We start from the raw sequence: 24,890 nt of genomic DNA, 5'->3' as shown, positions 1-24,890 counted from the left end.
GACCCGTACGACGTCGTCCCGGTCCTCCCGGACCGCCAACCATTCTTAGGGAACCCCTCATGACCGACCGTCCGACCCTCGAACCCGCCGCCCGGGCATTCGCCGACGCCACCGCCCAGCCGCCCTACCTCCACCAGCTCCCCGTCGCCGAAGGCCGCACGGCCGTGGACGGAGTCCAGAGCGGGGAGGGCGTCCCCCTGCCCGAGGTCGACGAGGAGTGGATCACCGTCCAGGGCGGCCCGACCGGCGACGTCCGCGCCCGGATCGTCCGCCCGCGCGGTGCCACGGGAGCGCTTCCCGTCGTCCTCTACGTGCACGGTGCGGGCTGGGTCTTCGGCAACGCCCACACCCACGACCGGCTCGTCCGCGAACTCGCCGTCGGCAGCGGGGCGGCCGTGGTCTTCCCCGAGTACGACCTCTCGCCCGAGGCCCGGTACCCCGTCGCCATCGAGCAGAACTACCGCGTCGCCCAGTGGATCGCCCGGGAGGGACACCACAAGGACCTCGACGGCACGCGGATCGCCGTCGCGGGCGACTCGGTCGGCGGCAACATGAGCGCCGCCCTCACCCTCCTGGCCAAGCAGCGCGGCGACGTCGCGTTCGTCCAGCAGGTCCTCTTCTACCCGGTCACGGACGCGGGCTCCGACACCGACTCCTACCACCGGTTCGGCGAGGGTTACTTCCTGCGCCGCGACGCCATGCAGTGGTTCTGGGACCAGTACACGACCGCGGAGGCCGAGCGGGCCCAGATCACCGCCTCCCCGTTGCGCGCCTCCACCGAGCAGCTCAGCGGCCTGCCGCCGGCCCTGGTCATCACGGCCGAGGCCGACGTCCTGCGCGACGAGGGCGAGGCGTACGCGGCGAAGCTCCGTGCCGCCGGGGTCCCCGTCACCGCCCTGCGCGTCCAGGGCGTCATCCACGACTTCGTGATGCTGAACGCACTGCGCGAGACGCGGGGCGCCGAACTCGCCATCGGTCTCGCCGCCGACACCCTGCGCAAGGCCCTCGCATGACCGAGCCTTCGACGAGCATGCCGAGCATGCCGAGCATGCCGGTGGCGGGCCTCGTCCCCGCCCCGCGCCGGGAGCACGAGCACGCCGACCTCCTCGTCCGCAACGCCAAGGTCTTCACCGGCGACCCCGACCGGCCCGAGGCCCGTGCCGTCGCGATCCGCGGCGGCCGGGTCGCGGCCCTCGGCGACGACCACGACCTCGCCCACCTCGTCGGGCCGGGAACGAAGGTCGTCGACGCCCTCGGCCGCCGGGTGGTCCCCGGCCTCAACGACTCGCACCTGCACGTCATCCGGGGCGGCCTGAACTACGTCCTGGAACTGCGCTGGGACGGGGTGCGCAGTCTGCGCCACGCCCTGGCCATGCTGCGCGAGCAGGCCGGTCGCACCCCCAAGGGGCAGTGGATCCGCGTCGTGGGCGGCTGGACGGCCGAGCAGTTCGCCGAGCGCAGGATGCCGACCGTCGCGGAGCTGAACGCCGCCGCCCCCGACACCCCGGTCTTCGTCCTGCACCTGTACCAGTCGGCGCTGATGAACCGAGCCGCCGTCAGGGCCGCCGGATTCACCCGGGAGACCCCCGACCCGCGCGGCGGGCAGATCGTACGGGGCCGGGACGGCGAACCCACCGGCGTCCTCCTGGCCGCCCCGAGCGCCCTCATCCTGTACTCGACCCTGGCCAAGGCGCCTGCCCTCGACGAGGCCGACAAGCGGACGTCGACACGCCACTTCCTGCGCGAGCTGAACCGCTTCGGGCTCACGTCCGCGGTCGACGCCGCCGGCGGGTTCCAGAACTTCCCCGACAACTACGCCACCGTCGCCGACCTCGCCAGGTCCGGGGAGCTGACCCTCCGGATCGCCTACCACCTCTTCCCGCAGACGGCCGGTCAGGAGCTCGCCGACCTGAAGCGGTGGACCGAGACGGTCAAGCCCGGCGACGGGGACGAGTGGCTCCGGCTCAACGGCGCCGGAGAGAACCTCACCTGGGCCGCCGCCGACTTCGAGAATTTTTCAGAGCCCCGGCCCGAGCTCGCCACGGGGTACGAGGCCGAATTCGAGAGCGCCGTCCGGCTCCTCCTGGAGAACGGCTGGGGCTTCCGGCTCCACGCGACGTACGACGAGACGATCCGCCGCGACCTGGCCGTCTTCGAGAAGCTCGCGGCCGAAGGGCTCTTCCCCGGCGGCAACCGCTGGCTCTTCGACCACGCCGAGACGGTCTCGGCCGACAGCCTCGACCGGATCGCCGCCCTCGGCGGCGCCCTCTCCGTACAGAACCGGATGTCCTTCCAGGGCACCGCGTTCCTCGACCGGTACGGCACCGAGGCCGCCGCCCACACCCCGCCCGTCCGGGCCATGCTCGACCGGGGCCTGACCGTCGCCGCCGGAACCGACGCCACCCGCGTCTCCTCGTACAACCCGTGGGTCGCGCTCCACTGGCTGGTCACCGGGCGCACCGTCGGCGGCACGGCCCTCTACCCGGCCGGGAACCTGATCGACCGGGAGACCGCCCTCGGCCTCTACACCCGGGGCGGAGCACAGCTCACCGGCGAGCAGGACGTCAAGGGCGTTCTGCGCGAGGGCTGGTACGGGGACCTCGCGATCCTCTCGGACGACTACCTCACCGTGCCCGAGGCCGTCATCCCCGACATCGAGTCCGTCCTCACCGTCGTCGGAGGCCGCATCGTCTACGCGACCGCCGAGTACGAGGGCCTCGACGAGGCCGTCCCGCCGGTGCGCCCCGAGTGGAGCCCGGTGGCCCGCTTCGGCGGCTACCAGAGCGGTGCCCGTCAGGCAGCGGCGGTGGCCGAGGCCGTCGCCGAGTCCGAGCAGCACCGCAAGTGGCGCGTCGCCCGAGGCGCGGTCCCCGACACGACGCCGTCCTTCGTCGACCCCTGCTTCGAGCACTGAAAGAGAGACCGACCCCATGTCCGCAGCCTCCCCCGCAGCCGACAGCGGCGGCACCCCGGCGACCTCGCCTGACGCGCCCCCGGAACGCCGCTTCGAACCGGACCTCCGGTCGATGACACGGATCAACCTGCGCCCCATCGCCTCACCCATGCCGCTTGGCTTCTTCACGATCGCCATCGCCTCGGTGATGACGGGCTGTCTCCAGCTCGGGCTCTTCGACGCGTCGGCCCGCGCCGCCGTCGCCCTCACCGTGCTGCCCGCCTTCTTCCTCCAACTCCTGGTGAGCGTCCTGGCCTTCGGCGCCCGTGACGTGATCGCGGCGACGCTGATGGCGGTGTTCGCGGGGAGCTGGCTGCCGTACGCGCTCATCATGCTCAGCGGCGCGGCCGACGGCCTTCAGGTCCTCGGCGTGTTCAACCTGGCGCTCCTCTGCTTCGGGGCCCTGATGACCGCCGTGACCCGGCCCAAGCGCGCCCTGTGGCTCGTCCTCGCGGTCTCCCTCCCCCGCTGGGCGGCCACCGGCCTCGGGGGCGTCACCGGCGCCGAATGGCTGACGCGCACGTCCGGTGCGCTCGGCCTCGTGGTGGCGCTGGTCGCGATGTACACGGCGTTCGCCCTGATGCTGGAGGACATGCGCAGCGAGCAGGTGCTGCCCATCGGCCGCAGCGGCCCCGCCCACCTCGCCGTGGAGGGCGACCTGGCCGTCCAGCTCCGCAACCTGGAACGCCAGGCGGGCGTACGCCGCACGCTCTGACCGCGCCCACCCCCATCCGTGACACCACGACCGCACAGGAGCCCCCATGGAACCGCAGGTGACGGACCGGCCCGAGAAGTCCCGGTACGAGGTCCTCGCCGGTGAAGACCCCGCCGAGACCGCCGGTTTCGCCGAGTACCACCTCTCGGAGGGCGAGATCGCCTTCATCCACACCGAGATCGACAGCCGGTTCGCCGGGCAGGGCCTGGCCGGGCTGATGGCCCGCAGGGCTCTCGACGACGCCCGTGCCCGTGGGCTGAGCGTCCTGCCGTACTGCCCCTTCATCCGGGGCTGGATCGGCAAGCACCCCGAGTACACCGACCTGGTGCCCGAGGCAAGGCGCGCCCGCTTCGGCCTGTGAAGCACCGCACTAGCATCCCCATCTCCCGTCACACATCAAGGAGTTACCCATGTCCCGACACGCCCGCCCCACCGTCGTCCTGGTCCACGGCGCCTTCGCCGACGCCTCCAGCTTCGCCCGCGTCATCCCCGAACTGACCGCCGCGGGCCTGGAAGTGGTGGCCCCGGCCGTGCCCAACCGCGGCCTCGTCGACGACGCCGCGTACATCGCCTCGGTGGTCCGCGCCGTCGAAGGCCCCGTGATCCTCGTCGGGCACTCCTACGGCGGTGCCGTCATCACCCTCGCCGGTACGCAGGACAACGTCCGCGCGCTGGTGTACCTCGCGGGATACGCGCTGGAGGAGGGCGAAAGCCTGGGCGAGCTCCAGGGCCGCTTCCCCGACTCCGGACTCGCCGACGCACTCGTCTACACCCCGTTCCCGGTAGCCGGTTCCGCCGAGACCGGCACCGACGTCTCGGTGCAGACCGGGAAGTTCCCCGCCCTCTTCGCGGCGGACGTCGACCCCGGCCTCGCCGAGGTGCTCGCCGTCTCCCAGCGCCCCCTGGCCGCCCGTGCCTTCTCGGAGGCGGCACCCGTCGCGGCGTGGAAGACCAAGCCCTCGTGGGGTCTGGTCGCCACCTCCGACCGTACGATCAACCCCGATGTGGAGCGCTACGGGTACGAGCGCGCCGGTATGACCACCGTCGAGGTCGACTCCTCCCACCTGGTCATGCTCGCCCGGCCCGAGGCCGTGGTGGAGCTGATCCAGGAGGCGGTCCGGTCCACCGCGATCTGACCTGGCCGTTCGGAATCGAACGATTAGTCGATAATGTTCGAGCGCTGGTAGCTTCTGATCGCCCCCGAGGCCCTCTCGGCGGGCGATCGGAGGAGATACACCCATGAGGTTCGGCGCGAGGCCAGCGCTCGCCGTCATCGCCCTCGCCGCCCTCGTCACCGCCTGCGGTGTTCCGCAGGACAGCGGTGCGCCGTCGCCCACCGCAGCGGACTGCGGACCGTACGCCAGGTACGGCAAGCACCCCGGCACCCAGGTCACCGTCTACGCGGAGAACCGGGACCGGGAAGCCGACCTGTTCGAAGAGACCTGGGCGGACTTCGCGCACTGCACGGGAATCGACGTCCAGTACGAGGGGGACGGCGAGTTCGAGGCCCGGATCCAGCTCCGGGTCGACGGCGGAAGCGCACCGGACGTGGCGTTCTTCCCGCAGCCCGGACTCCTCGAACGCTTCGCGCGGGCGGGCAAACTCAAGCCCGCGAGCCCCGGGGTGGCAGCCCTCGCGCAACAGGGCTGGTCGGCGGACTGGAACAGCTACGCGACCGTCGACGGCACCCTCTACGGCACGCCCCTGGTCGCGAACGTGAAGTCGTTCGTCTGGTACTCGCCGAAGGTCTTCCGCACCAGAGGACTGAGCGTCCCCCGCACGTGGTCCGAGCTGATGGCCGTGACGGAGAAGGCCGCCGCGTCGGGCGTCACGCCGTGGTGCGCGGGCATCGAGTCCGCCGAGGCGACCGGCTGGCCCGTGACGGACTGGATCGAGGACGTCCTGCTGCGCCAGCAGGGCACGGACGTCTACGACCAGTGGGTCGCCCACACCATCCCGTTCAACGACCCTCGGGTGCTCAGGGCCATGGACACCGTGGGGTCCCTCCTCAAGAACGACCGGTACGCCAACGGCGGTTTCGGCCCGGCCCGTTCGATGGCGTCGATCTCCTTCCAGGAGGCCGGCGTCCCGGTTCTCTCCGGCGACTGCGCGATGCACCGCCAGGCGTCCTTCTACGCCGACATGTGGCCGAAGGGCACCGGAATCGGACCGGACAAGGACGTCTACGCCTTCCTCCTGCCGGGGGCCGACCCGGCCACCCGCCCCGTACTGGGCGGTGGAGTGTTCACCGCGGCGTTCGCCGACCGTCCCGAGGTACGGGCGTTCCAGGAGTATCTGGCCACCGCCGACTTCGCGAACGCGCGGATGAGGAAGGGCCCGTTCGTCTCGGCGAACAAGGGCGTGGATCCGGCGAACGCGGCCACCCCGGTCGACAGGCTCTCGATCCGGCTGCTCCAGGACCCCGGGACACAGTTCAGGTTCGACGGATCGGACCTGATGCCCGCCTCGGTCGGTGCCGGGACGTTCTGGAAGGGAGCCGTCGACTGGATCGGCGGCGCGAGCACCCGGCAGGTCGCCGACTCCGTCGAACGGTCCTGGCCGAGCCCTTGATGCCGTTCGACGTCGTCGCCCAGCAGCCCAAGCTGCTGTACCTGCTCCAGGGCGTCGCCGCCTTCGCGGCGGTAGTCTCCCTGATCCTGCTGGCACTGCACCGGGGACCGGTGCGCAGGAGGGCCGCGGCCCTGATCCTGCTGGCCCCCGCGCTGCTGCTGCTCACGGTCGGTCTCCTCCTGCCAGGACTGCGCACCCTCGTCCTGTCGTTCACCGACAGCGGCGCAGACGCGTGGGCCGGCTTCGACAACTACGCGTGGCTGGTCACCGACCCCCGGGCGCTGGTCGCGCTGCGCAACACCCTGGCGTGGGTGGTGCTCGTGCCGTTGCTGGCGACTTCGGTCGGTCTGCTCTACGCGGCGGCCGTCGCGCGGTCACGGTGCAGAGCGTTCGCGCTGTCCCTCGTCCTGCTGCCGACGGCGATCTCCTTCGTCGGCGCGGGAGTCGTCTGGAAGTTCGTCTACGCCTACCGTCCCGCAGGGGCAGGGCAGATCGGGCTGCTGAACCAGCTCGTCGTCGCGTTCGGCGGCGAACCGAGGCAGTGGCTCGTGGACTCCCCCTGGAACGTCCTGTTCCTCATCGCGGTGATGGTGTGGACCCAGGCGGGCCTCGCGGCCGTCCTGCTGGCCGGGGCGATCAGCGCCGTACCCGGGGAGCTGACCGAGGCGGCCCGGCTCGACGGCGCGTCCCGGCGGCAGGTCTTCTGGCGGATCACCCTGCCGTCGATCAGGCCCACGCTGCTCGTCGTGGTCCTCGCCCTGGCGATCGGCACCTTCAAGGCATTCGACGTCGTCAAGACCATGACCGGCGGACAGTTCGGCACGGGCGTCATCGCCCACGAGATGTACGACCAGTCCTTCCGCTACGGCGAGACGGGCCGAGGCGCGGCGCTCGCCGTGCTCCTCTTCCTCCTCGTCACCCCCCTCGTCGCCCACCAGGTCCGGGCCCGGCGGAGGGCAGCGTGAACGGCGTCCGGGAGCGGCTGGCCTCCCGCGCCTTCACGCTGACCGCCGTGGTGATCGGGGTCCTCTGGACGACGCCGACCCTCGGTCTGCTGATCTCCTCCTTCCGTCCCGAGGAGGAGATCAAGACGACGGGCTGGTGGACCGTGTTCGCTGCGCCGCACCTCACGCTCGACAACTACGGCGAGGTGCTGTCCGGCGGCGGGAACGGGGCGGGGCGGCTCGCGGAGCACTTCGTCAACTCCCTCGTCATCACCCTCCCCTCGGTGCTGTTCCCGCTCGTGCTGGCGTTCTTCGCGGCGTACGCCCTGGCGTGGATCGACTTCAGAGGGCGGGACGCGCTCGTCGTCGGCATCTTCGCGCTCCAGGTCGTACCCCTCCAGATGGCGCTCGTCCCCCTCCTGAAGCTGTTCTCCCAGGGCTGGCTGTTCCTGCCCGCGTGGCAGCTCACAGGGCCCGCGCGCTTCGGCCAGGTCTGGTTCGCCCACACGGTCTTCGCGCTGCCGTTCGCCGTGTTCCTCCTGCACAACTTCCTGGCGGGGCTGCCCAGGGAGCTGATCGAGGCCGCCCGCGTCGACGGCGCGTCGCACGGGACGCTGCTCTTGCGGATCGTGCTGCCGCTGGCCCGCCCCGCCCTGGTCTCCTTCGCCGTCATCCAGTTCCTCTGGGTGTGGAACGACCTCCTCGTGGCCCTGACGCTGTCGGGCGGGACGGCCGAGACCGCGCCGATGACGGTCAGACTGGCGAGCCTGGCCGGGACGTACGGCAACGAGTGGCAGCGGCTCACCGCAGGAGCCTTCGTGGCGGCGGCCGTCCCGCTGCTCGTCTTCTTCGCCCTCCGGCGGCACTTCGCACGGGGACTGCTCGCCGGATCGGTCAAGGGATGAGCGCCCACAGGACCGGGGGAGAAGCCATGGCGTCCCGCAGGAGTACGAGCCTCAGCCGCCCCGGGCTGAGAGGCCGCGAAGCCGAGCTGGAGCGGCTGCGCGCGCTGGTCGAGGCGGTGCGCGACGGCGAGGGAGGAGCGGTCGCGCTGCTCCTGGGCGAGCCCGGGATCGGGAAGACCGCACTGCTCCAGGAGACCGTCTCGATCGCACGGGCCCACGGGTTCCTCGTCAGCCACGGACGCGCCGAGGAACTGCACGAGCTGGCACCGCTCGCCTCGCTGGCCTCCGGTCTCCTGCACGGTGACCCGCCGCTGCTGTCCAGCACGGACTTCGCGGACCTCGCGGGCCATCACGACCAGCGCATCTGGCTCGTCGAACGCCTGGCCCAGCTGATCGAGGAACGCTCGGCGGGCACGCCCGTACTGATCGCGGTCGACGACGTCCCGTGGGCCGACCCGCTGAGCCGGTTCGCCCTGAGCGTCCTGCCCGCCCGGCTGCTCAGCTCCCCGGTGCTCTGGCTGCTCACGGGCAGGAACGACCCGGAGCTGCACGGGCAGGGACCACGGCCGACGACCCTGCCCCTCGGGCCGCTGTCCGGCACGGCCCTGACCGAGCTGGCACGGGACACCCTCGGCGGGGAGGCGCCGGCGCGGGTCGCGGCACTCCTCGACGGGGCGGGAGGCAACCCCTTCCTCGCGGCCGAGCTGCTCACCGGCATCGCGGCGTCGGGCACGGACGCGTCGGAGCCGCCCGAGCCGCCCGAGCGGCTGGTCCTCGGCGTACGCGACCGGCTGGCCGACCTCCGGCCCCCCACCCTCCACTTCCTGCGGATCGGCGCGGTCCTCGGCCGCGCGTTCTCGCTCGCGGACGCCGCCGCCCTGTGCGGCCGGCCCGCCTCCGGACTCGGCGCCGAAGTGGACGAGGCGATCGCCGCCGCCCTCCTCCACGACGACGGCGAACGCCTCCTGTTCCGCCACGACCTGCTCCGCCAGGCGGTGTACGCAGACCTCGCCCCCTCCGTACGCCGGGCGCTCCACCGCGAGGCCGCGAGCCGGCTCGTCGCGGCGGGCCGCAGCTCCACCGACGCGGTCCCGCACCTGCTGAAGAGCGCCGAAACCGGCGACCTGGAGGCCATCGGGCTGCTCGGCGCGGCCGCCACCGACGTACTCGCCGTGCTGCCGGACCTCGCCGCCGACCTGGCCGTGCGCGCCCTGGAACTCGTACCGCCCCATACGCCCCTGGTGTTCGACGTGGGAGAACGGGCCGTCGTCGCGCTGACCCGCGCGGGCCGGTACACCCAGGCCCGGGACACCGGCGACCGGCTGCTCGCCCGGCAGCCGCCCCTGGACGTCTTCGCCCGGCTGCAGTCCGTACTCGGCGACACGCTGTGGCACCTCGACGACGTCCACGAGCTGACCCGCCGTTCCACGGCGGCACTGGCAGCCGTCACCGACCCGGTGATCCGCGCCCGGCTCACCGCCCGGCAGGCCCTCGCCCGGTCCCGTGGAAGCGACCTCGGGGCCGCCCGCGAGACCGGCGAACGGGCACTCGCCGAGGCGGAGCGGTCCGGCGACCGGGAGGCCCGCGTCCTCGCACTGTGGGGCCTCGGCGAGATCGCCCTCAACGCGGGCGACTGCGCCGCCGCCGTCGAACACCACACGGCGCTGAGCGTGTTCGACACGGCCTTCCTGCCCGAGGAGGCCGTCGCCCGCATCCACAGCGACGACTTCGACACCGTACGGCGACTGCTCCGGACGGCGGGCGACGCTCCGCTGCGCCCCGCCATGCTGCTCTGGGCCCAGGGCACCCTGAACATGGGGCTCGCCCGGCTCGACGACGCGGACGCCGACTTCGTCACCGCCGAACGGCTCGAAGCGGACCTCCACCTGCCCGGCAACCTGGTCAACATCCGCGTCAACCGCGGCCTCCTCGCGCTGCTGCGCGGCGACCGCGAAGCCGCGCGGGAACACCTGGACGTCGTACGGGCGACCGTGGCCGGGCGGCCGAACACCGGCAACCACGCCGCGCACCAGTACTTCGAGGCCGTCGTCGCCGACGTCGACGGCGACCACGCGGCGGCCGCCGAACGGGTCCGGTCCGTGCAGCGCGACCACCCCTTCCTGCGCTGGCGGCTGCTGCGCCCCCACGTCGTCCAGGCCGTACGGATCGCGCTGCGCGGCGGAGACCGGCCCCTGGCCCAGGACCTCGCGACCCAGGCGGCGCAGCACGCCACCCGCAACCCCGCCGTGCCGACCGCACAGGGGACGGCCGCCCACGCGGCCGGTCTGGTGAACGCCGACCCCGGACTCCTGGAGCGGTCGGTCCGCATCCTGCTCACCGGACCCCGGCCGCTGCCCCTCGCCGCCGCGTCCGCCGACCTCGGGCGGGCCCTCCGCGCGGCCAAAGACCCCGCTGCGACACCCGCCCTGACCAGTGCACACGACCTCTACGCCCAGGCGGGGGCCGACGCCGAGGCCGACCGGGTCCTGGCCGATCCGGCACGGCCCGCCCACCGCTCCGGGCGACGCACCGGAGAGCTCCGGCCGCGCCCCGGCCAGGGCTGGGACGCGCTCACCGCCTCGGAACGCAGAGTGGCCCGGCTGATCGCCGCGGGCCACACCAACCGGTCGGCCGCCCAGGCCCTCGTCGTCTCCCCGCACACGGTCAACACCCATCTGGCGTCGATCTTCCGCAAGCTCTCGGTGCGCTCCAGGGTCCACCTGGCCCGGATCGTGCTCGCCGAAGGCGACGCCGCAGACGCCACCGGCGGCTGAACGACCTCTGCGCCCCCGTGCCAGGTGCGGTGCGCGGTACGGCAACCGGAGGCGCGGGTCCGCTCCTAGCGTGACGGACATACCGCGCCGCTCCGCCGCGCGGACCAGCCGTACCGAACCGAGGAGTCACCCCCATGCCGTACATCACCGTGGGCCAGGAGAACACCAACCCCGTCGAGCTGTACTTCGAGGACCAGGGAGCAGGACAGCCCGTCGTCCTCATCCACGGCTTCCCGCTGGACGGCCGCTCCTGGGAGCGCCAGAGCGCCGCGCTGCTCGACGCCGGACACCGCGTGATCACGTACGACCGCCGCGGATTCGGGCAGTCCTCCCAGCCGACCACCGGCTACGACTACGACACCTTCGCCGCCGACCTGAACACCGTGCTGCAGACCCTCGACCTGACGGACGCCGTCCTGGTCGGCTTCTCCATGGGCACCGGCGAGGTCGCCCGCTACGTGTCCACGTACGGCACCGCCCGCGTCGCCAAGGTCGCCTTCCTGGCCTCGCTGGAGCCCTGCCTGCTCAAGAGCGACGACAACCCCGACGGCGTCGCCCCGAAGGAGTTCTTCGACGGGATCGTCGCCGACGTCAAGCACGACCGCTACGCCTACTACACCGCCTTCTTCCACGACTTCTACAACCTCGACGAGAACCTTGGCACCCGGATCAGCGAGGAGGCCGTCCGCAACAGCTGGAACACCGCGGCCCGAGGCGGCTCCTTCGCCGCGTCCGCCGCCCCGGCGACCTGGTACACCGACTTCCGCGCCGACATCCCCGCCGTCGACGTGCCCGCCCTGATCCTGCACGGCACCGCCGACCGCATCCTGCCTGCCGAGGGCACCGCGCGCCCCTTCCACAAGGCGCTCCCCACCGCCGAGTACGTCGAGATCGAGGGCGCCCCGCACGGTCTGCTGTGGACCCACGCCGAGGAGGTCAACACCGCCCTCCTCGCCTTCCTGGCCAAGTGAGCGGCGATGTGAACGGCGAAGTGAACGGCGAAGTGACGCCGCACCGTTGACCCGCGGGGGTGACGCCGGAGACCCCGGCGTCACCCCGGCCCCCGGTTCCCCGGCGCGGGAACCGGACGAACCCAGGAGAGCAGACACCCCATGCAGTTCGGCATCTTCACCGTCGGCGACGTCACGCCCGACCCGACGACCGGCCGCACCCCGACCGAGCACGAGCGCATCAAGGCGATGGTCGCCATCGCGCAGAAGGCCGAAGAAGTCGGCCTCGACGTCTTCGCGACCGGCGAGCACCACAACCCGCCGTTCGTCCCGTCCTCCCCCACCACGATGCTCGGCTACATCGCCGCCCGCACCGAGAAGCTGATCCTGTCCACGTCCACGACGCTGATCACCACCAACGACCCGGTGAAGATCGCCGAGGACTACGCGATGCTCCAGCACCTGGCCGACGGCCGGGTCGACCTCATGCTGGGGCGCGGCAACACCGGTCCGGTCTATCCGTGGTTCGGACAGGACATCCGCCGGGGCGTCGACCTCGCCAAGGAGAACTACGCGCTGCTGCGCAGGCTGTGGCGCGAGGACGTCGTGGACTGGGAGGGCACGTTCCGTACGCCGCTCCAGGCGTTCACCTCGACGCCCCGGCCCCTGGACGGCGTGCCGCCCTTCGTCTGGCACGGCTCCATCCGCTCCCCCGAGATCGCCGAGCAGGCCGCGTACTACGGCGACGGCTTCTTCCACAACAACATCTTCTGGCCCGCCGAGCACACCCGGCGCATGGTGCAGCTCTACCGGCGCCGGTTCGCGCACCACGGCCACGGCCGCCCCCAGGACGCCGTCGTCGGCCTGGGCGGACAGGTCTTCCTGCGGAAGAGCTCCCAGGAGGCCGTACGGGAGTTCCGCCCGTACTTCGACAACGCTCCCGTCTACGGCCACGGCCCTTCGCTGGAGGACTTCACCGAGCAGACCCCGCTGACGGTGGGCTCTCCCCAGCAGGCCATCGAGCGGACCCTGGCGTTCCGGGAGAGCGTCGGCGACTACCAGCGCCAGCTGTTCCTGATGGACCACGCGGGCCTGCCCCTGAAGACCGTCCTGGAACAGCTGGACATCCTCGGCGAAGAGGTCGTGCCCGTCCTGCGCAGGGAATTCGCCAAGGGGCGTCCGGCCGACGTGCCCGAGGCCCCCACACACGCGTCCCTGCGCGCCGTCCGGAAGGTGTCCGCCGCATGAAGCTGACCGTCGTCTCAGCCGGGCTGAGCACCCCTTCCTCCACCCGCCTGCTCGCGGACCGGCTGACCGAGGCGGCCCGCGACGAACTCGCCGCCCGGGGGCAGGCGCCGTCGACCGAGGTCGTGGAGCTGCGGGAACTGGCCGGTGACATCGCCAACCACCTCGTGACCGGGTTTCCGCCGCCCCGGCTGAGCACCGCGATCGACGCGGTGACGGCGACCGACGGCCTGATCGTCGTGACGCCCGTGTTCGCGGCCTCCTACAGCGGTCTCTTCAAGTCCTTCTTCGACGTGATCGATCCGGACGCCCTCTCCGGCAAGCCGGTCCTGATCGCGGCGACGGGCGGTACCGCCCGCCACTCGCTGGTCCTCGACCACGCCGTGCGCCCGCTCTTCGCGTACCTCCGCGCCGTCGTCGTCCCCACCGCCGTGTTCGCCGCCTCCGAGGACTGGGGCTCTGGCGCGGACACGTACACCGACGGCCTGCCGGGCCGCGTCCGCCGGGCGGGCGTCGAGCTCGCCGCGCTGATGGCGGCCCGCCCGGCCGGTACGGAGCCGCAGGACGACGTCACCGTCCGGCAGGACGACGTCACCGTCCTCGAACGGCAACTCGCCGACCTGCGCTTCGACTGAGAGGGGCCCCTGGGCCAGGCCCCTGGGCCGGGCGACGAGACAGGCACCTGGGCCGGGCGACGGCGGGACGGCTCCCGTGCTTCATACTGTTCCGCCGTATGAGCGTGAACCGAGTGATCACAAGGACCGCGTCCGGGGAACCCGACGGCGTGCGGACACCCTTCCGGGGCAGGGACGCCGAACTGGCGTTCATCGAGGGGCGGCTCGACGCGCTCGACCGGGGCGAAGGCGGGATCGTCCGCGTCGAAGGCCCCGTCGGCATCGGCAGGTCCAGGCTCCTCGCGGAGGCCGCGGCCTCCGCGCGGCGGCGCGGGGTGAGGGTGTTCGAGGGAGCGGCGGACCCCGACGAACAGTTCGTACCCCTCGGCCCGCTCCTCGACGGGCTGCTCTCCGGCGCGGAACCGCTGTCGGGCGCCGTCCGTCTCCGGGACCTCGCCACGACGCCCGGCCAGCGCTTCTGGCTGCTCCAGGAACTGGGGGACCGCCTGCGGGAGACGGCCCGCAACGGCCCCCTGCTCGTCGTCCTCGACGACCTCCAGTGGTGCGACGACCTGACCCTCCTCACCTTCAACACCCTCGCGGCCGGGCTCTCGTCGCACGCCATTCTGTGGCTGGTCGCCGTGCGCGGCGGCAGCGTGCCGTCGGGAGTGCGCACGACCCTGGACCGCATCCGCCGGGCGGGCGCACACGAGCTGGCGCTGGGCGCGCTGGACGACCGGGCTACCGCACGGATCACCGAGGACGCCCTCGGCGGCGCTCCCGACCCGGACGTCCTGCGCGTCGCCCGCCGCGCCGAAGGAGTGCCGCAGTTGCTGATCGAGCTGCTCGGCCCGCTGGGGGAGGCCGTGACGACGGAGAACGGCACGGCCGGGCTGCCGAGCGGGCCACCCGCCCCACGGGAACTCCCCTCCGTCACACGCCGTCTCGGCCAGCTCTCCGACGAGGCGAGGGAGCTGGTGCAGACGGCGGCCGTCGTGGGCGGCCCGGTCACCGTCGCGCTGCTGGCCGACCTCCTCGGCAGGTCATCGGCGGCGCTCATCACCGCGGTACGGGAATCCCTCGACGCCGATCTGCTCACCGAGAGCGGCGAACGCCTCGCCTTCCGCCACGACCTGATCCGCGAGGCGGTGGAAGCCGGTCTTCCGCTGCCCCTGCGTCAGGCTCTGAGCGCTCAGGCCCTGCGCGCTCAGACCGGGGGAGCGGGACCCGCAGACGCGGCGCAGGCCGGGAGAGCGAGAGACGCGGCGGAGGCCGACCGGCTGCGCACCGCCTCGGCGGACCTCGCGGCCACCGCTCCCGGACCCGCCGCGGAACACAGCCTCAAGGCCCTGGAACTCACCACGGCGGTCGCTCCGGAGCGACCGAGGATCATCGCCGAGACGATCCCGCTGCTCTGGCAGACGGGCCGGGCAGCCCAGGCGCGCGAGCTGGGCACCTCCGCCCTGGCGACCGGCGTTCTCGGCCCCGGGGACGAGGCGCGCGTACGCCTCGCCCTGGCCCGCGCCGCCGTACCGTTCGACTTCTCCGAGGCGGTCCGCCAGGCCCGCGCCGGGGCGGCACTGCCGGGCGCACCCGTGGACGTGCGGGGGCGGCTGCTCGCCATGCTCGCCGTCGGCCTGTCGATGGCGGGCGAGCACGCGGCGGCCGAGCAGGTCGCCGAGGAGGCGTGGGAGACGGCGGCGGCAGCGGGGGACCGCTCCGCCGAGGCCACGCTGACGACGGTCCGGTCGGCCGCGAGTTTCCACCGCATGGACCTGGAAGAGGCGTTCCGGCAGGCCGAGCGGGCCGCCGCGCTGGCCGACGCCCTGGGCGTCAGCACCTCGCTGTGGGTTCCGGAGGCCCTGTGGCACGCCCTCCTGTCGAACACCACCGGACGCCCGGCACAGGCGCTCGCCGCCACGGAGGAAGGCATCCGGATCACCGGGGAGCAGGGCCGTACGGCGGCCACCCGGATGTGGCTCATGACCCGCTCCCGCATCCTCCTGGAGGCCGGACGGCTGGCGGACGCCAGGGCCGACGCCGAAGCCGCGTCCGCGACGGACGGCGATCTCGCCCCGGGCAATTTCGCCGACGTCACCCTCCGGTACGTGATGATGCGCGTGGCCCTCCATACCGGCGACCGGCCGACCGCACGGGTGTACGCGGCTGAGGCGAGGCGGATGCGGAGCGACGGCGCACCCGTCGTCCGGCAGTTCGGTGCCTGGATGCTGGCGCTGCTGGCCGACTCCGAAGGCCGGCCCGACCGTGCCATGGCCGAACTCGACGAGGTGATGACCTCGCCCGCCGAGGACCGGCCGGCCTACGCGGGACTGGTCGACCCCGCCGACGCCCCGGTCCTCGTCCGCCTGGCGCTGCGCGCGGGCGCGCACGAACGGGCCGCGCAGGCAGTGGCCCTGGCCGAGCGGCTGGCCGTGCTCAACCCCGGCCTCACGTTCCTCGCCGCGACCGCCGCGCACGCCCGGGGGCTCCTCGACAACGACCTCGCCGCTCTCGTACGTGCCGTCCGGCTGTACGAGGACTGCCCCAGGCCGCTGGCCAGGGCGTCGGCGCTGGAGGACGCCGGACGCAAGCTGGCGGCCACCCGTACGTCCGAAGCGGTGCCGTACTACGACAGGGCCCGCGCGCTCTACGCGCGGGCGGGCGCCGAGCGGGACGTCGCTCGCGTCAGCCGTCGCCTGCGGGCCGCCGGTGTCCGCCGCAGGCCCTCGACGCCCGGACTGTCCGCCGCATGGCCCGAGCTGACGGCCGCGGAGATCCGGGTGGTACGGCTGGTGGCCCGGGGGCTGACCAACCGGCAGGTGGCCGAGCACCTCTCCCTCTCGCCGCACACGGTGGGCTCGCACCTGCGCCGGGCCTTCACCAAGCTGGACCTCACCTCGCGCGGGGAGCTGACCCGGCTGGTGAAGCACCGTGACAGCGGAGAGTAGTCGCTTCGTATCCCCCGTGGGGGGCCGGGCAATGGACGATTCGTGCGATGTGCCGACGCCGTCGCTTCCTCAGAATGATCAAGAGCCGCGGAAGGGAGAAGTCCGCGGGGAACCGTTGATCGAAAGAGGAACAGCGCATGACCGCAAGGCTCCAGCGAGCCCGTCCCGGCAGCCCCGAGCTCCAGGCGCTCGTCGACGAGCTCGCGGAGCGGCTCGGCCGGTCGGTCGCCGTGGACGACCCGCTGGTGCGCATGGTCTGCACGAGCCGCCACTTCGGCGACGAGGACCCGGTCCGCATCGGCACCCTGTTGCAGGGCCGCGCCGACAACGCGACCATCCGCTACGTCCTCGCCCAGGGCGTGACCCAGTGGCCCCGGGCGGGATTCATCGAAGGACGTGACGATCTCGGACTGCTGCCCCGTTACGTCGTGCCCCTGCGCGAGCGCGGGCACCTCCTCGGTCTGCTCGTGGTGGTCGTGCCCGAGAAGACGCTCGCCGAGCACGAGACCCGTGCCATCGCCCGGGCCGCGGATGCCATGGCCGCCCAGATGCACGGAGAGCGCATCGCCACCGACACCCGCAAGGCCGACGAGCAGGACCTCGTCCTGGAACTCGTCGCCGCCGACGTCGCCGCCCGCACCACCGCACGGCGGCGGGGCAAGGAACTCGGACTGCTCGGAGCGGCCGAGCACGTCCTGGTCACCGTCGTCCGGCTGAGCTGCGCGACCGAGCTCGTACGGCAGTCCGAGGCGGCTCTGTGGGGGGCGCTGGAGGGGTTGCGGCAGACGCGTTCGGCCCAGGGCCTCCTGGCGATCGGCAAGGAGCGGGCGACCTTGCTCCAGCTGCGCGACCGCCCGCCGGGCCAGGACGAAGTCACCGCGCAGTCCGCCCGCATCCTGGACGAACTCCGCACCTTCCTGGGCCCGTCGGCGGACCCCGTGATCGGCGTCGGCGGTCGCCACCCCAGCCCGGACGACGCCTGGACGTCGTACGAGCAGGCACTCGTGGCGGCACGTGCGGCACGCCGACTGCCCAGCCTGAAGGGCGCCGGGGACTGGGAGCTGCTCGGGGAGCTCGCGGTGCTGTTCCAGCTCCCCGAGCACGCCCTGAACGCGTCGTTGGTCCCGAAGCCGCTGCGCACCCTGAGCGGCACGCACGGCGGCGACCGGCTGCGGGACACCCTGCGCTCGTTCCTCGAACACGCGGGATCGATTCCCCGGACCGCGGACGCGCTGGGAATCCACCGCACCTCGCTCTACTACCGCCTGCGCCAGATCCAGGAGATCACCGGACTCGACCTCGACGACGGCGCCCACCGGCTCACGCTGCACCTCGGCCTCAGGATCGAGGAACTCCTCGCCCCGAGCACCGAAGGGGCTCTCTGAGCAGGGACTCCCTTCGACAAAGCGAGAAGGATTCACGGCCCGATTCCTACAGCTCGCGGTGGTGCGGGCGGCGGGCCCCATTCGATGATGTTCGGGACGGGCGGAGATCGACATACCGCCTCTGACCAGGGGAGAGGTCATGAAAGAACTGATCACGACGGACGGCGCACGGCTCGCGTACCAGGACACCGGCGGCGAGGGCGTTCCGCTGGTGATGCTGCACGGCTGGGGGCAGACGCAGGCGATGTTCCGCCACCAGGCCGAGGGGCTGGCGCCCGGCAGGCGCGTCGTCACCGTCGACCTCCGCGGCCACGGCAAGTCCGGCAAGCCGCGTCACGGCTACCGCATCGCCCGGCTCTCCCGCGACGTGCTCGAACTCGTCGACCATCTCGGTCTCGGCCGTTTCGACGCACTGGGCTGGTCCATGGGCGTCTCGGTGTGGTGGAGCTTCATCGACCAGTACGGGACCGGACGGATCCGGCGGTTCGTCGCCGTCGACCAGCCCGCGGCGGTCGCCGCCGTGCCCTGGATGACCGAGCGCGAACAGCGGGACTGCGGTGCCATCTTCGACGTGTCGGGGCTGCTGTACCTGGGTGCGGCACTCGCGGGGCCGGAGGGCGACACGGTCCGCGCCGACTTCGTGCGCGGCATGTTCTCCGGCGAGCCCGACCCCGAGGTGCTGGCCTTCGTCGACGAGGAGATCCGGTCGACCCCCGCCCACGCGGGCGTACCGCTCCTGTTCGACCACTGCGCGCAGGACTGGCGCGACGTGCTTCCCCGGATCGACGTACCGACCCTGGTGATCGGCTGTGAGGGAAGCCATGTGCACCCCGATTCGCAAGCCTTCGTCGCCGAGCGGATTCCCGGCGCACGCCTGCACGTCTTCGCCTCCGACGTGGCGAGCTCGCACTTCCCCTTCCTGGAGAACCCGCCCGCCTTCAACGCCGTGGTGGAGAAGTTCCTGGCCGAGGAGCCGGCGAACGGGGCGTGAATCCGCCCTCCACCCGCACGTACCTACGGCCAGGAACCCCCCATGCCCCTCACACTGATGTCCCGTGCCCCCGAACGGGCGCCCCGGCAGGCGACCGATCCGACCCCGCCCCCCTCCCCGCGCTCGGGGTGGCTGGTCCAGATGCTCTCCGAGATGCCGGACACGAACGACCGGAACCACGTCTACCTCGGCGTCCACGTCCGTGGGCGCGTCACCGTCGTCCACGAGCGGGCCACGACCCTGTTGGAGCCGAACGACCTGGTCTTCTGCGACCCGGCCCGACAGCACCTGCTGCGGTTCGGCGAGGACTGCCGGATGATCTTCTTCCGCGTCCCCCGGTGCTATCTGGGCGTCACGGAGCCGGAACTGAACCAGGTGCTCGGCGTCCCCGTACGCGGCGGGGAGGGGATCGGGGCGCTGGCGTCCGGCTTCCTGACCGCGCTCGCCGCCGAGGCGGAGTTCCGCCGGTCCACGATCGGGGACCGGCGCGCCAGGACGGCCGTACACCTCCTCTCCGTCCTGGTCATGGAACTCCTCGAAGCGGACACCACGGACGAGGCCGACGACGCGTCCGGTGCCGTCAACGAGATGCTGTCCCGCATCCACGGCTACATCGAAGAGCACCTGATGGACCAGGACCTCTCACCGGAGTCGATCGCACGCGCCCACCACATCTCCGTCCGGTACCTGCAGAAGCTCTTCCAGAACGACGGCAGCACGGTGAGCCAGTGGGTGCGGCAGCGCAGGCTCGCCTTCTGCCGACTCGAACTGGGCCGCTCCCACCGGCGGGTCACCATGGCCGCGGTCGCCCACCGCTGGGGCTTCAGCAGCCCCTTGCACTTCAGCCGCACGTTCCGCGGGGCCTACGGCATGAGCCCCAGCGAGTGGCAGGCGCTGGCGACCTCGGCCTTCGCGACGACGCCTGCCGGTGCCCCGGACGAGCGAAGGCGCTGAGAGGCGTGCGCGCCGTCGTGACGCCGTCCCCCACGTGGCCCGACACCGAGAAGAGAACTCGCATGACCAACCCCACCGTCGTCCTCGTGCACGGTGCCTTCGCCGACGCGACAGGCTGGATAGGCGTCATATCGGAACTGCGGAGCAGCGGCATCCCGGTCATCGCTCCGGCGAACCCGCTGCGGGGCTTGACGTCGGACGCCGCCTACCTCGCCTCCGTGCTGGCCCAGGTCGACGGCCCGGCCGTACTCGTCGGCCATGCGTACGGCGGTGCGCTGACCACCGTGGCAGGCGTCGTGGAGAACGTCGTGGGGCTCGTCTACGTGGCCGCCTACGTGCCCCAGAAGGGCGAGAGCCTCGACCAGCTCCAGGGGAGCTTCCCGAAGTCCGCGCTGCCGGGCCACCTGAAGGAGCGGACGTATCCGCTCCTCGACGGCGACTCGGCGGTCGAGGTCACCATCGAGGAGACGGCCTTTCCCGCCGTCTTCGCGGCAGACGTGCCCGAGGACGTCGCCGGTGTCCTGGCGGCGACCCAACGCCCGCTCGCCACGGCCGCCTTCACCGAGACCGCGTCCGAGGCGGCGTGGCGGACGAAACCGTCCTGGGCCCTGGTGGCCGGTGCGGACCGCACGATCAGCCCCGATGTCCAGCGCTTCGGCGCCGCCCGCGCCGGATCCGTCGTCGTCGAAGTTCCGGACGCCTCCCACGCCGTCCTCCTGTCCGAGCCCACCCGGGTCGCCGACCTGATCAGGGACGCGGTACGGGCGACGAGCCACGACATCGGGTCCGCAGGGTGAGATCCTCGCGGCGCGCCGCAGCCGCGTACGGGGAGATGCCCAGCCCCGCGACGGCACCGCCGAGGCAGGACACCCAGCCGTATCGGTTGCTCGGCCCGGGCGGAATGTCCGGGATCCGTACAGACAGTCGCGTTGGCCATCTGCACCGTAACTGACATGGACGAAGCGCACGGACAGCAGTGTCAGGTGAGCAGGGGCGAGGGGTGGGAACTGGCGTGGAGGCTACCGGCCCCCCGGTTGAGGCCCGGAGTGCTGAGCTATCGGGGGTACCACCTGCGGCTGGCTCGGCAGCGAAGCCGTCTGGAACTTCCGACCGGTACGGTGACGCTCCTCTTCGGCTTGGAGGGAAGGCTGCTCCTCACCGATGTCTCTCCGCCGACCCGTGCTGCGCGTCCGGCCGCGACCGCTGAGCCCACCACGTACTCCTCCCTGATATCACCGGTCCGGACACGGGCGACGTTGGGCCGTCACAATGGCCGTCTCAGCGGTGTGGAAGTCGTGCTCGCTCCTTGGGCGGCCTACAACCTGCTCGGTGTGGCCATGCACGAATGGGCCGGGCGAAACGTTGATCTGTCGCTCCTCGACGGACACCGCGCGTCCGCGGTGAGTGACTCGCTCGCCGCGATGCCGACATGGGAGCGGCGCTTCGCCTTCCTGGATGACGCCTTGCTCCGGTGGGGGGCCGTCGGCCCGGTGTGTTCTGCTCGGGTGGTGTGGGCGTGGCAGGAGATCTGCCGTACGTCCGGTGCGGTTCCGATCGGTCACCTCGCCGCGCGCACGGGATGGAGCTGGCGTCAGTTCGAGCACCGGTTTCGGGAGCAGATCGGTGTGACCGCGAAGACCGCGGCGCGCATCATGCGTCTGCGAACAGCACTGACGATGCTGGAGGTCGGTCGGAGCCTGCCGGGAACCGCTGAGGCATGCGGGTTCTCGGACCAATCCCATCTCACGCGGGAGATCAGGGCGATGACGGGCCACACCGGCCCGCAACTCGCGGCGGCACGGGGAAGGAGCTGGGTCGGAGCGCCCGCTCCGGACCGGGTCAGCGGGCAGGTGAGCAGCCTGCTGGTCTGAGCGGCAGGAGTGATCGGCTCCGCATCCCCCGGCAGCGGCTGTCCGCGCATTTCTTCAAGACGGCGCGAGCACAGGTCGGCAAGGATGGCCTCGCTCTGCACACCTACAGGCACAGAAGGGGACTGACATGCGCATTGCTTCGGCACTCAGCGTCGTCGTTCTGTCCGGAGCCCTCGCCGGAGCCGGTTTCGTAGGCACGGCACAGGCATCGGAGAGCGGCAGCACCGGCGCTCTCGCGTGTTCGACAACGAAGATCAACAGCAAGACGGCGCGCGGCTGGTGCTCGGCCGGTTCAGCCTGGCGCGTCGGAGTGAAGTGCACCGACGGCAAGCACTACTACAGCGGGTGGGAGACCGACGCACGCAACCAGTACGCCACGTGCGGCGCGGGCACGATCACCCACTACTGGATCGACCGCTGACCCGATCCCGGCCCGCACGGCCGAACCACTGGCAGGCCCGCCCTCTAGCGGGCCTGCCAGTACGTCGCCACGATGTTATTGGGCAGTTGCCCCGCGTTCTCGTGCGTACGGGCTGACGCTGTCGATTACTCAGAGCCAGTCCTTACGTTTGAAGACAAGGTACAGAACGGCGCATACCGCAGCCATGAGGGCGACCGCGAAGGGGTAGCCGAGCGTCCAGTGCAGCTCGGGCATCGTGTCGAAGTTCATGCCGTAGATGGTGCCGACCAAGGTCGGCGCGAAGAGGATGGCGGCCCAGGCCGAGATCTTCTTGATCTCCTCGTTCTGCTCGAAGCCCGCGACCGCCAACGCCCGCATCTCCGCGTTCTGTTGCTGGGTGACCAGCGTGGTGTTGACCGCGAGGATGTCGGTCAGGGCCTGGCGGAAGCCGTCGACGCGTTCGCTGGTGTGGGTGACGTGGTCGGCGACGTCGCGGAGGTAGCGCTGGAGTTCCTCGTCCGTGCGGTACTTGGTGAAGCCCGCCATCAGACCGTTCAGCATGCCGATCAGGGGGCGGGTGGCGCGCTGGAACTCCACCACCTCGCGGGAGAGTTCGTAGATGCGGCGGGAGACCTCGGGGTCGCCTCGGAAGACCTCGGTCTCGATCTCGTCGATGTCGTTCTGGACGCCCGAGACGACGGGGGCGTAGCCGTCGACCACCGCGTCGAGGATGGCGTACAGCACGGCTTCCGGGCCGAGGGAGAGGAGTTCGGGACTCTCCTCCATGCGGCGGCGGACCGAGGAGAGGTCGGGGGCCGCGCCGTGGCGGACCGTGATGACGAAGTCGTGGCCCAGGAAGACGTGCAGCTCGCCGAAGTCGACCTCCTCGGCCGCGTCCAGGTAGCGGGCGGCGCGCAGGACGACGAAGAGGGTTTCGCCGTAGCGCTCCAGCTTCGGGCGCTGGTGGGCTTCGAGGGCGTCCTCGATGGCGAGCGGGTGCAGGTCGAACTCCTCGGCCAGGGAATGGAGTTCGGACTCGGTGGGGCGGTGCAGGCCGATCCAGGCCATGCCGTCGGGGTGCTCGCGCAGTTGCCGGAAGGTCGCCGCGAGGGAGTCCGGGGTGGCGACGCGGATGCCGTCCCGGTAGAGGGCGGCGTTGACCACGCTGCCGTGGTCGTGCGGATCGGGTTGTGGGCGGCCGGTGGGCGGGGCGGCGGGCGCGGGAGGGGTGGGGGTCAGGGCGGGCTGCCGACGCCAGGTGCGCTTCTTGGCTGCCATGGGGGTGGGTCGCCTCCCTCGTCCGCTTGCAGTTCCGGTACCCGCACCTGGACCGGCGCGATCCGTGTTCGGGCATGGTGCGCATCCGCGGGGCAAGCGGACCACGAAGCAGGATATACGGGGCGAAGTGGACCGGCGCGACGGATTCTCATTGAGGACAGAAGTTGTCCGCGAAGGGGGGCACAGTAGGGGCATGACGACGACCGACGGCCCCCGCCGCACCTCCGCTCCCGCCACCGCCCCGGTTCTCGGCCCGCGTGCCCTCGGCCGGGCCACGCTCGCCCGCCAGCTCCTGTTGAGCCGTGCGGCGCTGCCGGTCGAGGACGCCGTACGCCGTCTGGTCGGCCTCCAGGCGCAGAACACCAAGCCGCCGTACTACTCCCTCGCGGCCCGCCTCGAAGGGTTCGAGCCCGAGCAGCTGTCCGCACTGATGCGCTCCCGCGCGGTCGCCCGCATCGTCAGCATGCGCTCCACGATCCACACGCTCACCGCCGACGACGCCCTCGCGCTGCGCCCCCTCGTGCAGCCGGTCGTCGACCGCGAGCTGCGGATGTTCCTGAAGCGGCTGCCGGGGGTCGACGGGGACCGGCTCGTCGCACTGGCCCGGCCCTTCCTGGACGAGCGGCCCCGCCCGCTGGGGGACCTGCGCGAGCTGCTGCTCGCCGAGTGGCCGGACGCCGACCCGCAGGCCCTGGCGACCGTCGCCCGCTGTGCGCTGCCAGTCCTCCAGGCGACGCCGCGCGGGCTGTGGGGCGAGAGCGGGCAGGTCGAGCTGACCGGGGCGGCGGCCTGGTTCGGCAGGCCGGAGCCCGTACTGACGGCCAAGGGCACGCAGGAACTGCTCGACGAGACCGTGCTGCGCTACCTGGGCGCCTTCGGCCCCGCCTCCGTCAAGGACATGCAGACCTGGTGCGGGCTGACCCGGCTCCGTACCGCCTTCGAACGGCTCCGCCCCCGCCTTCTCGTCTTCCGCGACGAGCAAGGCACGGAGCTGTTCGACCTGCCCGACGCGCCCCGCCCCGACGCCGACACGCCCGCGCCGCCCCGCTTCCTCCCCGAGTTCGACAACCTCCTCCTCTCGCACGCCGACCGCAGTCGGGTCGTGCCGCCCGAGTACAAGCTGCGGACCTGGTGCGGCAATTACGCGTACTGCACCCTCCTCGTCGACGGCCTCGTCGCCGGGATCTGGCGGCTGGAGGAGGCGAAGCCCGGCGCACCCGCTTCCCTCCTCGTCGAGCCCTTCGCACCGATGGGCCGGGCGTGGCGGGCGGAGGTCGAGGAGGAGGGGGCGCGGATGCTCGGGGTGCTGAGTGGCGCGGGCGCGGGAGAGGTGAGGTTCGGGGAGTTCTACGGGACGAAGGGGTAGGCGGCCGGGGGCAGAGGCCGGGAGTG

The 24,890-nt window shown here is 72.1% G+C and carries 21 protein-coding genes; 20 read left to right on the top strand and 1 reads right to left on the bottom strand.

Annotated elements, in window-relative coordinates; all coding sequences use genetic code 11:
* Positions 1–59: 59 nt before the first annotated feature.
* From OG897_RS18115 to OG897_RS18025, 19 genes are all read left to right on the top strand, one after another.
* Positions 60–1,013 carry an alpha/beta hydrolase gene (locus OG897_RS18115; protein ID WP_266658067.1) on the top strand — a complete coding sequence of 318 codons (954 nt, stop codon included), beginning with the start codon at positions 60–62 and terminating at the stop codon, positions 1,011–1,013.
* A gap of 26 nt (positions 1,014–1,039) precedes the next feature.
* Positions 1,040–2,914 (top strand): amidohydrolase, encoded by a 1,875-nt coding sequence (locus OG897_RS18110; protein WP_266660265.1) that lies wholly within the window; start codon positions 1,040–1,042, stop codon positions 2,912–2,914.
* Positions 2,915–2,930: 16 nt separating this feature from the next.
* On the top strand, positions 2,931–3,668 hold the full coding sequence (locus OG897_RS18105; RefSeq protein ID WP_266658065.1) for a GPR1/FUN34/YaaH family transporter: 738 nt from the start codon (positions 2,931–2,933) through the stop codon (positions 3,666–3,668).
* Positions 3,669–3,714: 46 nt separating this feature from the next.
* Positions 3,715–4,029 carry a GNAT family N-acetyltransferase gene (locus OG897_RS18100; protein ID WP_266658063.1) on the top strand — a complete coding sequence of 105 codons (315 nt, stop codon included), beginning with the start codon at positions 3,715–3,717 and terminating at the stop codon, positions 4,027–4,029.
* A gap of 49 nt (positions 4,030–4,078) precedes the next feature.
* Positions 4,079–4,804 carry an alpha/beta fold hydrolase gene (locus OG897_RS18095; RefSeq protein WP_266658061.1) on the top strand — a complete coding sequence of 242 codons (726 nt, stop codon included), beginning with the start codon at positions 4,079–4,081 and terminating at the stop codon, positions 4,802–4,804.
* A 103-nt stretch (positions 4,805–4,907) separates the two neighbouring features.
* The gene (locus tag OG897_RS18090; protein WP_266658059.1) at positions 4,908–6,239 is read left to right on the top strand and encodes an ABC transporter substrate-binding protein; all 1,332 of its coding nucleotides are present in this window, start codon (positions 4,908–4,910) and stop codon (positions 6,237–6,239) included.
* Positions 6,239–7,204: a carbohydrate ABC transporter permease gene (locus OG897_RS18085; RefSeq protein WP_266658057.1), complete on the top strand. Its 966-nt coding sequence runs from the start codon at positions 6,239–6,241 to the stop codon at positions 7,202–7,204. The genes OG897_RS18090 and OG897_RS18085 overlap by 1 nt, the downstream gene beginning before the upstream one ends.
* Positions 7,201–8,088: a carbohydrate ABC transporter permease gene (locus tag OG897_RS18080; RefSeq protein ID WP_266658055.1), complete on the top strand. Its 888-nt coding sequence runs from the start codon at positions 7,201–7,203 to the stop codon at positions 8,086–8,088. Before OG897_RS18085 ends, OG897_RS18080 begins: the two co-directional genes overlap by 4 nt.
* A gap of 26 nt (positions 8,089–8,114) precedes the next feature.
* A complete protein-coding gene (locus OG897_RS18075) occupies positions 8,115–10,862 on the top strand; it encodes an AAA family ATPase (RefSeq protein ID WP_266658053.1) in 2,748 nt (915 codons plus the stop codon).
* Positions 10,863–10,996: 134 nt separating this feature from the next.
* Positions 10,997–11,833, top strand: coding sequence for an alpha/beta fold hydrolase (locus OG897_RS18070; RefSeq protein ID WP_266658051.1), 837 nt, complete (start codon positions 10,997–10,999; stop codon positions 11,831–11,833).
* A gap of 141 nt (positions 11,834–11,974) precedes the next feature.
* On the top strand, positions 11,975–13,060 hold the full coding sequence (locus OG897_RS18065; protein WP_266658049.1) for an LLM class flavin-dependent oxidoreductase: 1,086 nt from the start codon (positions 11,975–11,977) through the stop codon (positions 13,058–13,060).
* Positions 13,057–13,692, top strand: a complete 636-nt coding sequence (locus tag OG897_RS18060; RefSeq protein ID WP_266658047.1) for an FMN reductase — start codon at positions 13,057–13,059, stop codon at positions 13,690–13,692. Before OG897_RS18065 ends, OG897_RS18060 begins: the two co-directional genes overlap by 4 nt.
* Positions 13,693–13,790: 98 nt before the next feature.
* On the top strand, positions 13,791–16,619 hold the full coding sequence (locus OG897_RS18055) for a LuxR family transcriptional regulator (RefSeq protein WP_266658045.1): 2,829 nt from the start codon (positions 13,791–13,793) through the stop codon (positions 16,617–16,619).
* 137 nt (positions 16,620–16,756) lie between these two features.
* On the top strand, positions 16,757–18,004 hold the full coding sequence (locus OG897_RS18050; protein WP_266658043.1) for a CdaR family transcriptional regulator: 1,248 nt from the start codon (positions 16,757–16,759) through the stop codon (positions 18,002–18,004).
* 139 nt (positions 18,005–18,143) lie between these two features.
* Positions 18,144–18,995, top strand: a complete 852-nt coding sequence (locus tag OG897_RS18045) for an alpha/beta fold hydrolase (protein ID WP_266658041.1) — start codon at positions 18,144–18,146, stop codon at positions 18,993–18,995.
* Between the two features lie 42 nt (positions 18,996–19,037).
* Complete coding sequence (locus tag OG897_RS18040) at positions 19,038–19,949, top strand: helix-turn-helix domain-containing protein (protein WP_266658039.1); 912 nt, start codon at positions 19,038–19,040, stop codon at positions 19,947–19,949.
* 62 nt (positions 19,950–20,011) lie between these two features.
* On the top strand, positions 20,012–20,746 hold the full coding sequence (locus tag OG897_RS18035; RefSeq protein ID WP_266658037.1) for an alpha/beta fold hydrolase: 735 nt from the start codon (positions 20,012–20,014) through the stop codon (positions 20,744–20,746).
* Positions 20,747–21,235: 489 nt separating this feature from the next.
* A complete protein-coding gene (locus OG897_RS18030) occupies positions 21,236–21,820 on the top strand; it encodes a helix-turn-helix domain-containing protein (RefSeq protein ID WP_266658035.1) in 585 nt (194 codons plus the stop codon).
* A gap of 127 nt (positions 21,821–21,947) precedes the next feature.
* Positions 21,948–22,241, top strand: coding sequence for a hypothetical protein (locus OG897_RS18025; RefSeq protein WP_266658033.1), 294 nt, complete (start codon positions 21,948–21,950; stop codon positions 22,239–22,241).
* Between the two features lie 129 nt (positions 22,242–22,370).
* Here OG897_RS18025 and OG897_RS18020 read toward each other — a convergent pair whose 3' ends face one another.
* Positions 22,371–23,498, bottom strand: a complete 1,128-nt coding sequence (locus OG897_RS18020) for a magnesium and cobalt transport protein CorA (RefSeq protein ID WP_266658031.1) — start codon at positions 23,496–23,498, stop codon at positions 22,371–22,373.
* Positions 23,499–23,691: 193 nt separating this feature from the next.
* Here OG897_RS18020 and OG897_RS18015 point away from each other — a divergent pair, with 193 nt between their 5' ends.
* On the top strand, positions 23,692–24,864 hold the full coding sequence (locus tag OG897_RS18015; RefSeq protein ID WP_266658029.1) for a winged helix DNA-binding domain-containing protein: 1,173 nt from the start codon (positions 23,692–23,694) through the stop codon (positions 24,862–24,864).
* The last annotated feature ends 26 nt before the right edge of the window (positions 24,865–24,890 follow it).

Source organism: Streptomyces sp. NBC_00237 (assembly GCF_026342435.1).
Taxonomy (GTDB): domain Bacteria; phylum Actinomycetota; class Actinomycetes; order Streptomycetales; family Streptomycetaceae; genus Streptomyces.
This window is presented reverse-complemented; position numbering and strand designations above follow the sequence as displayed.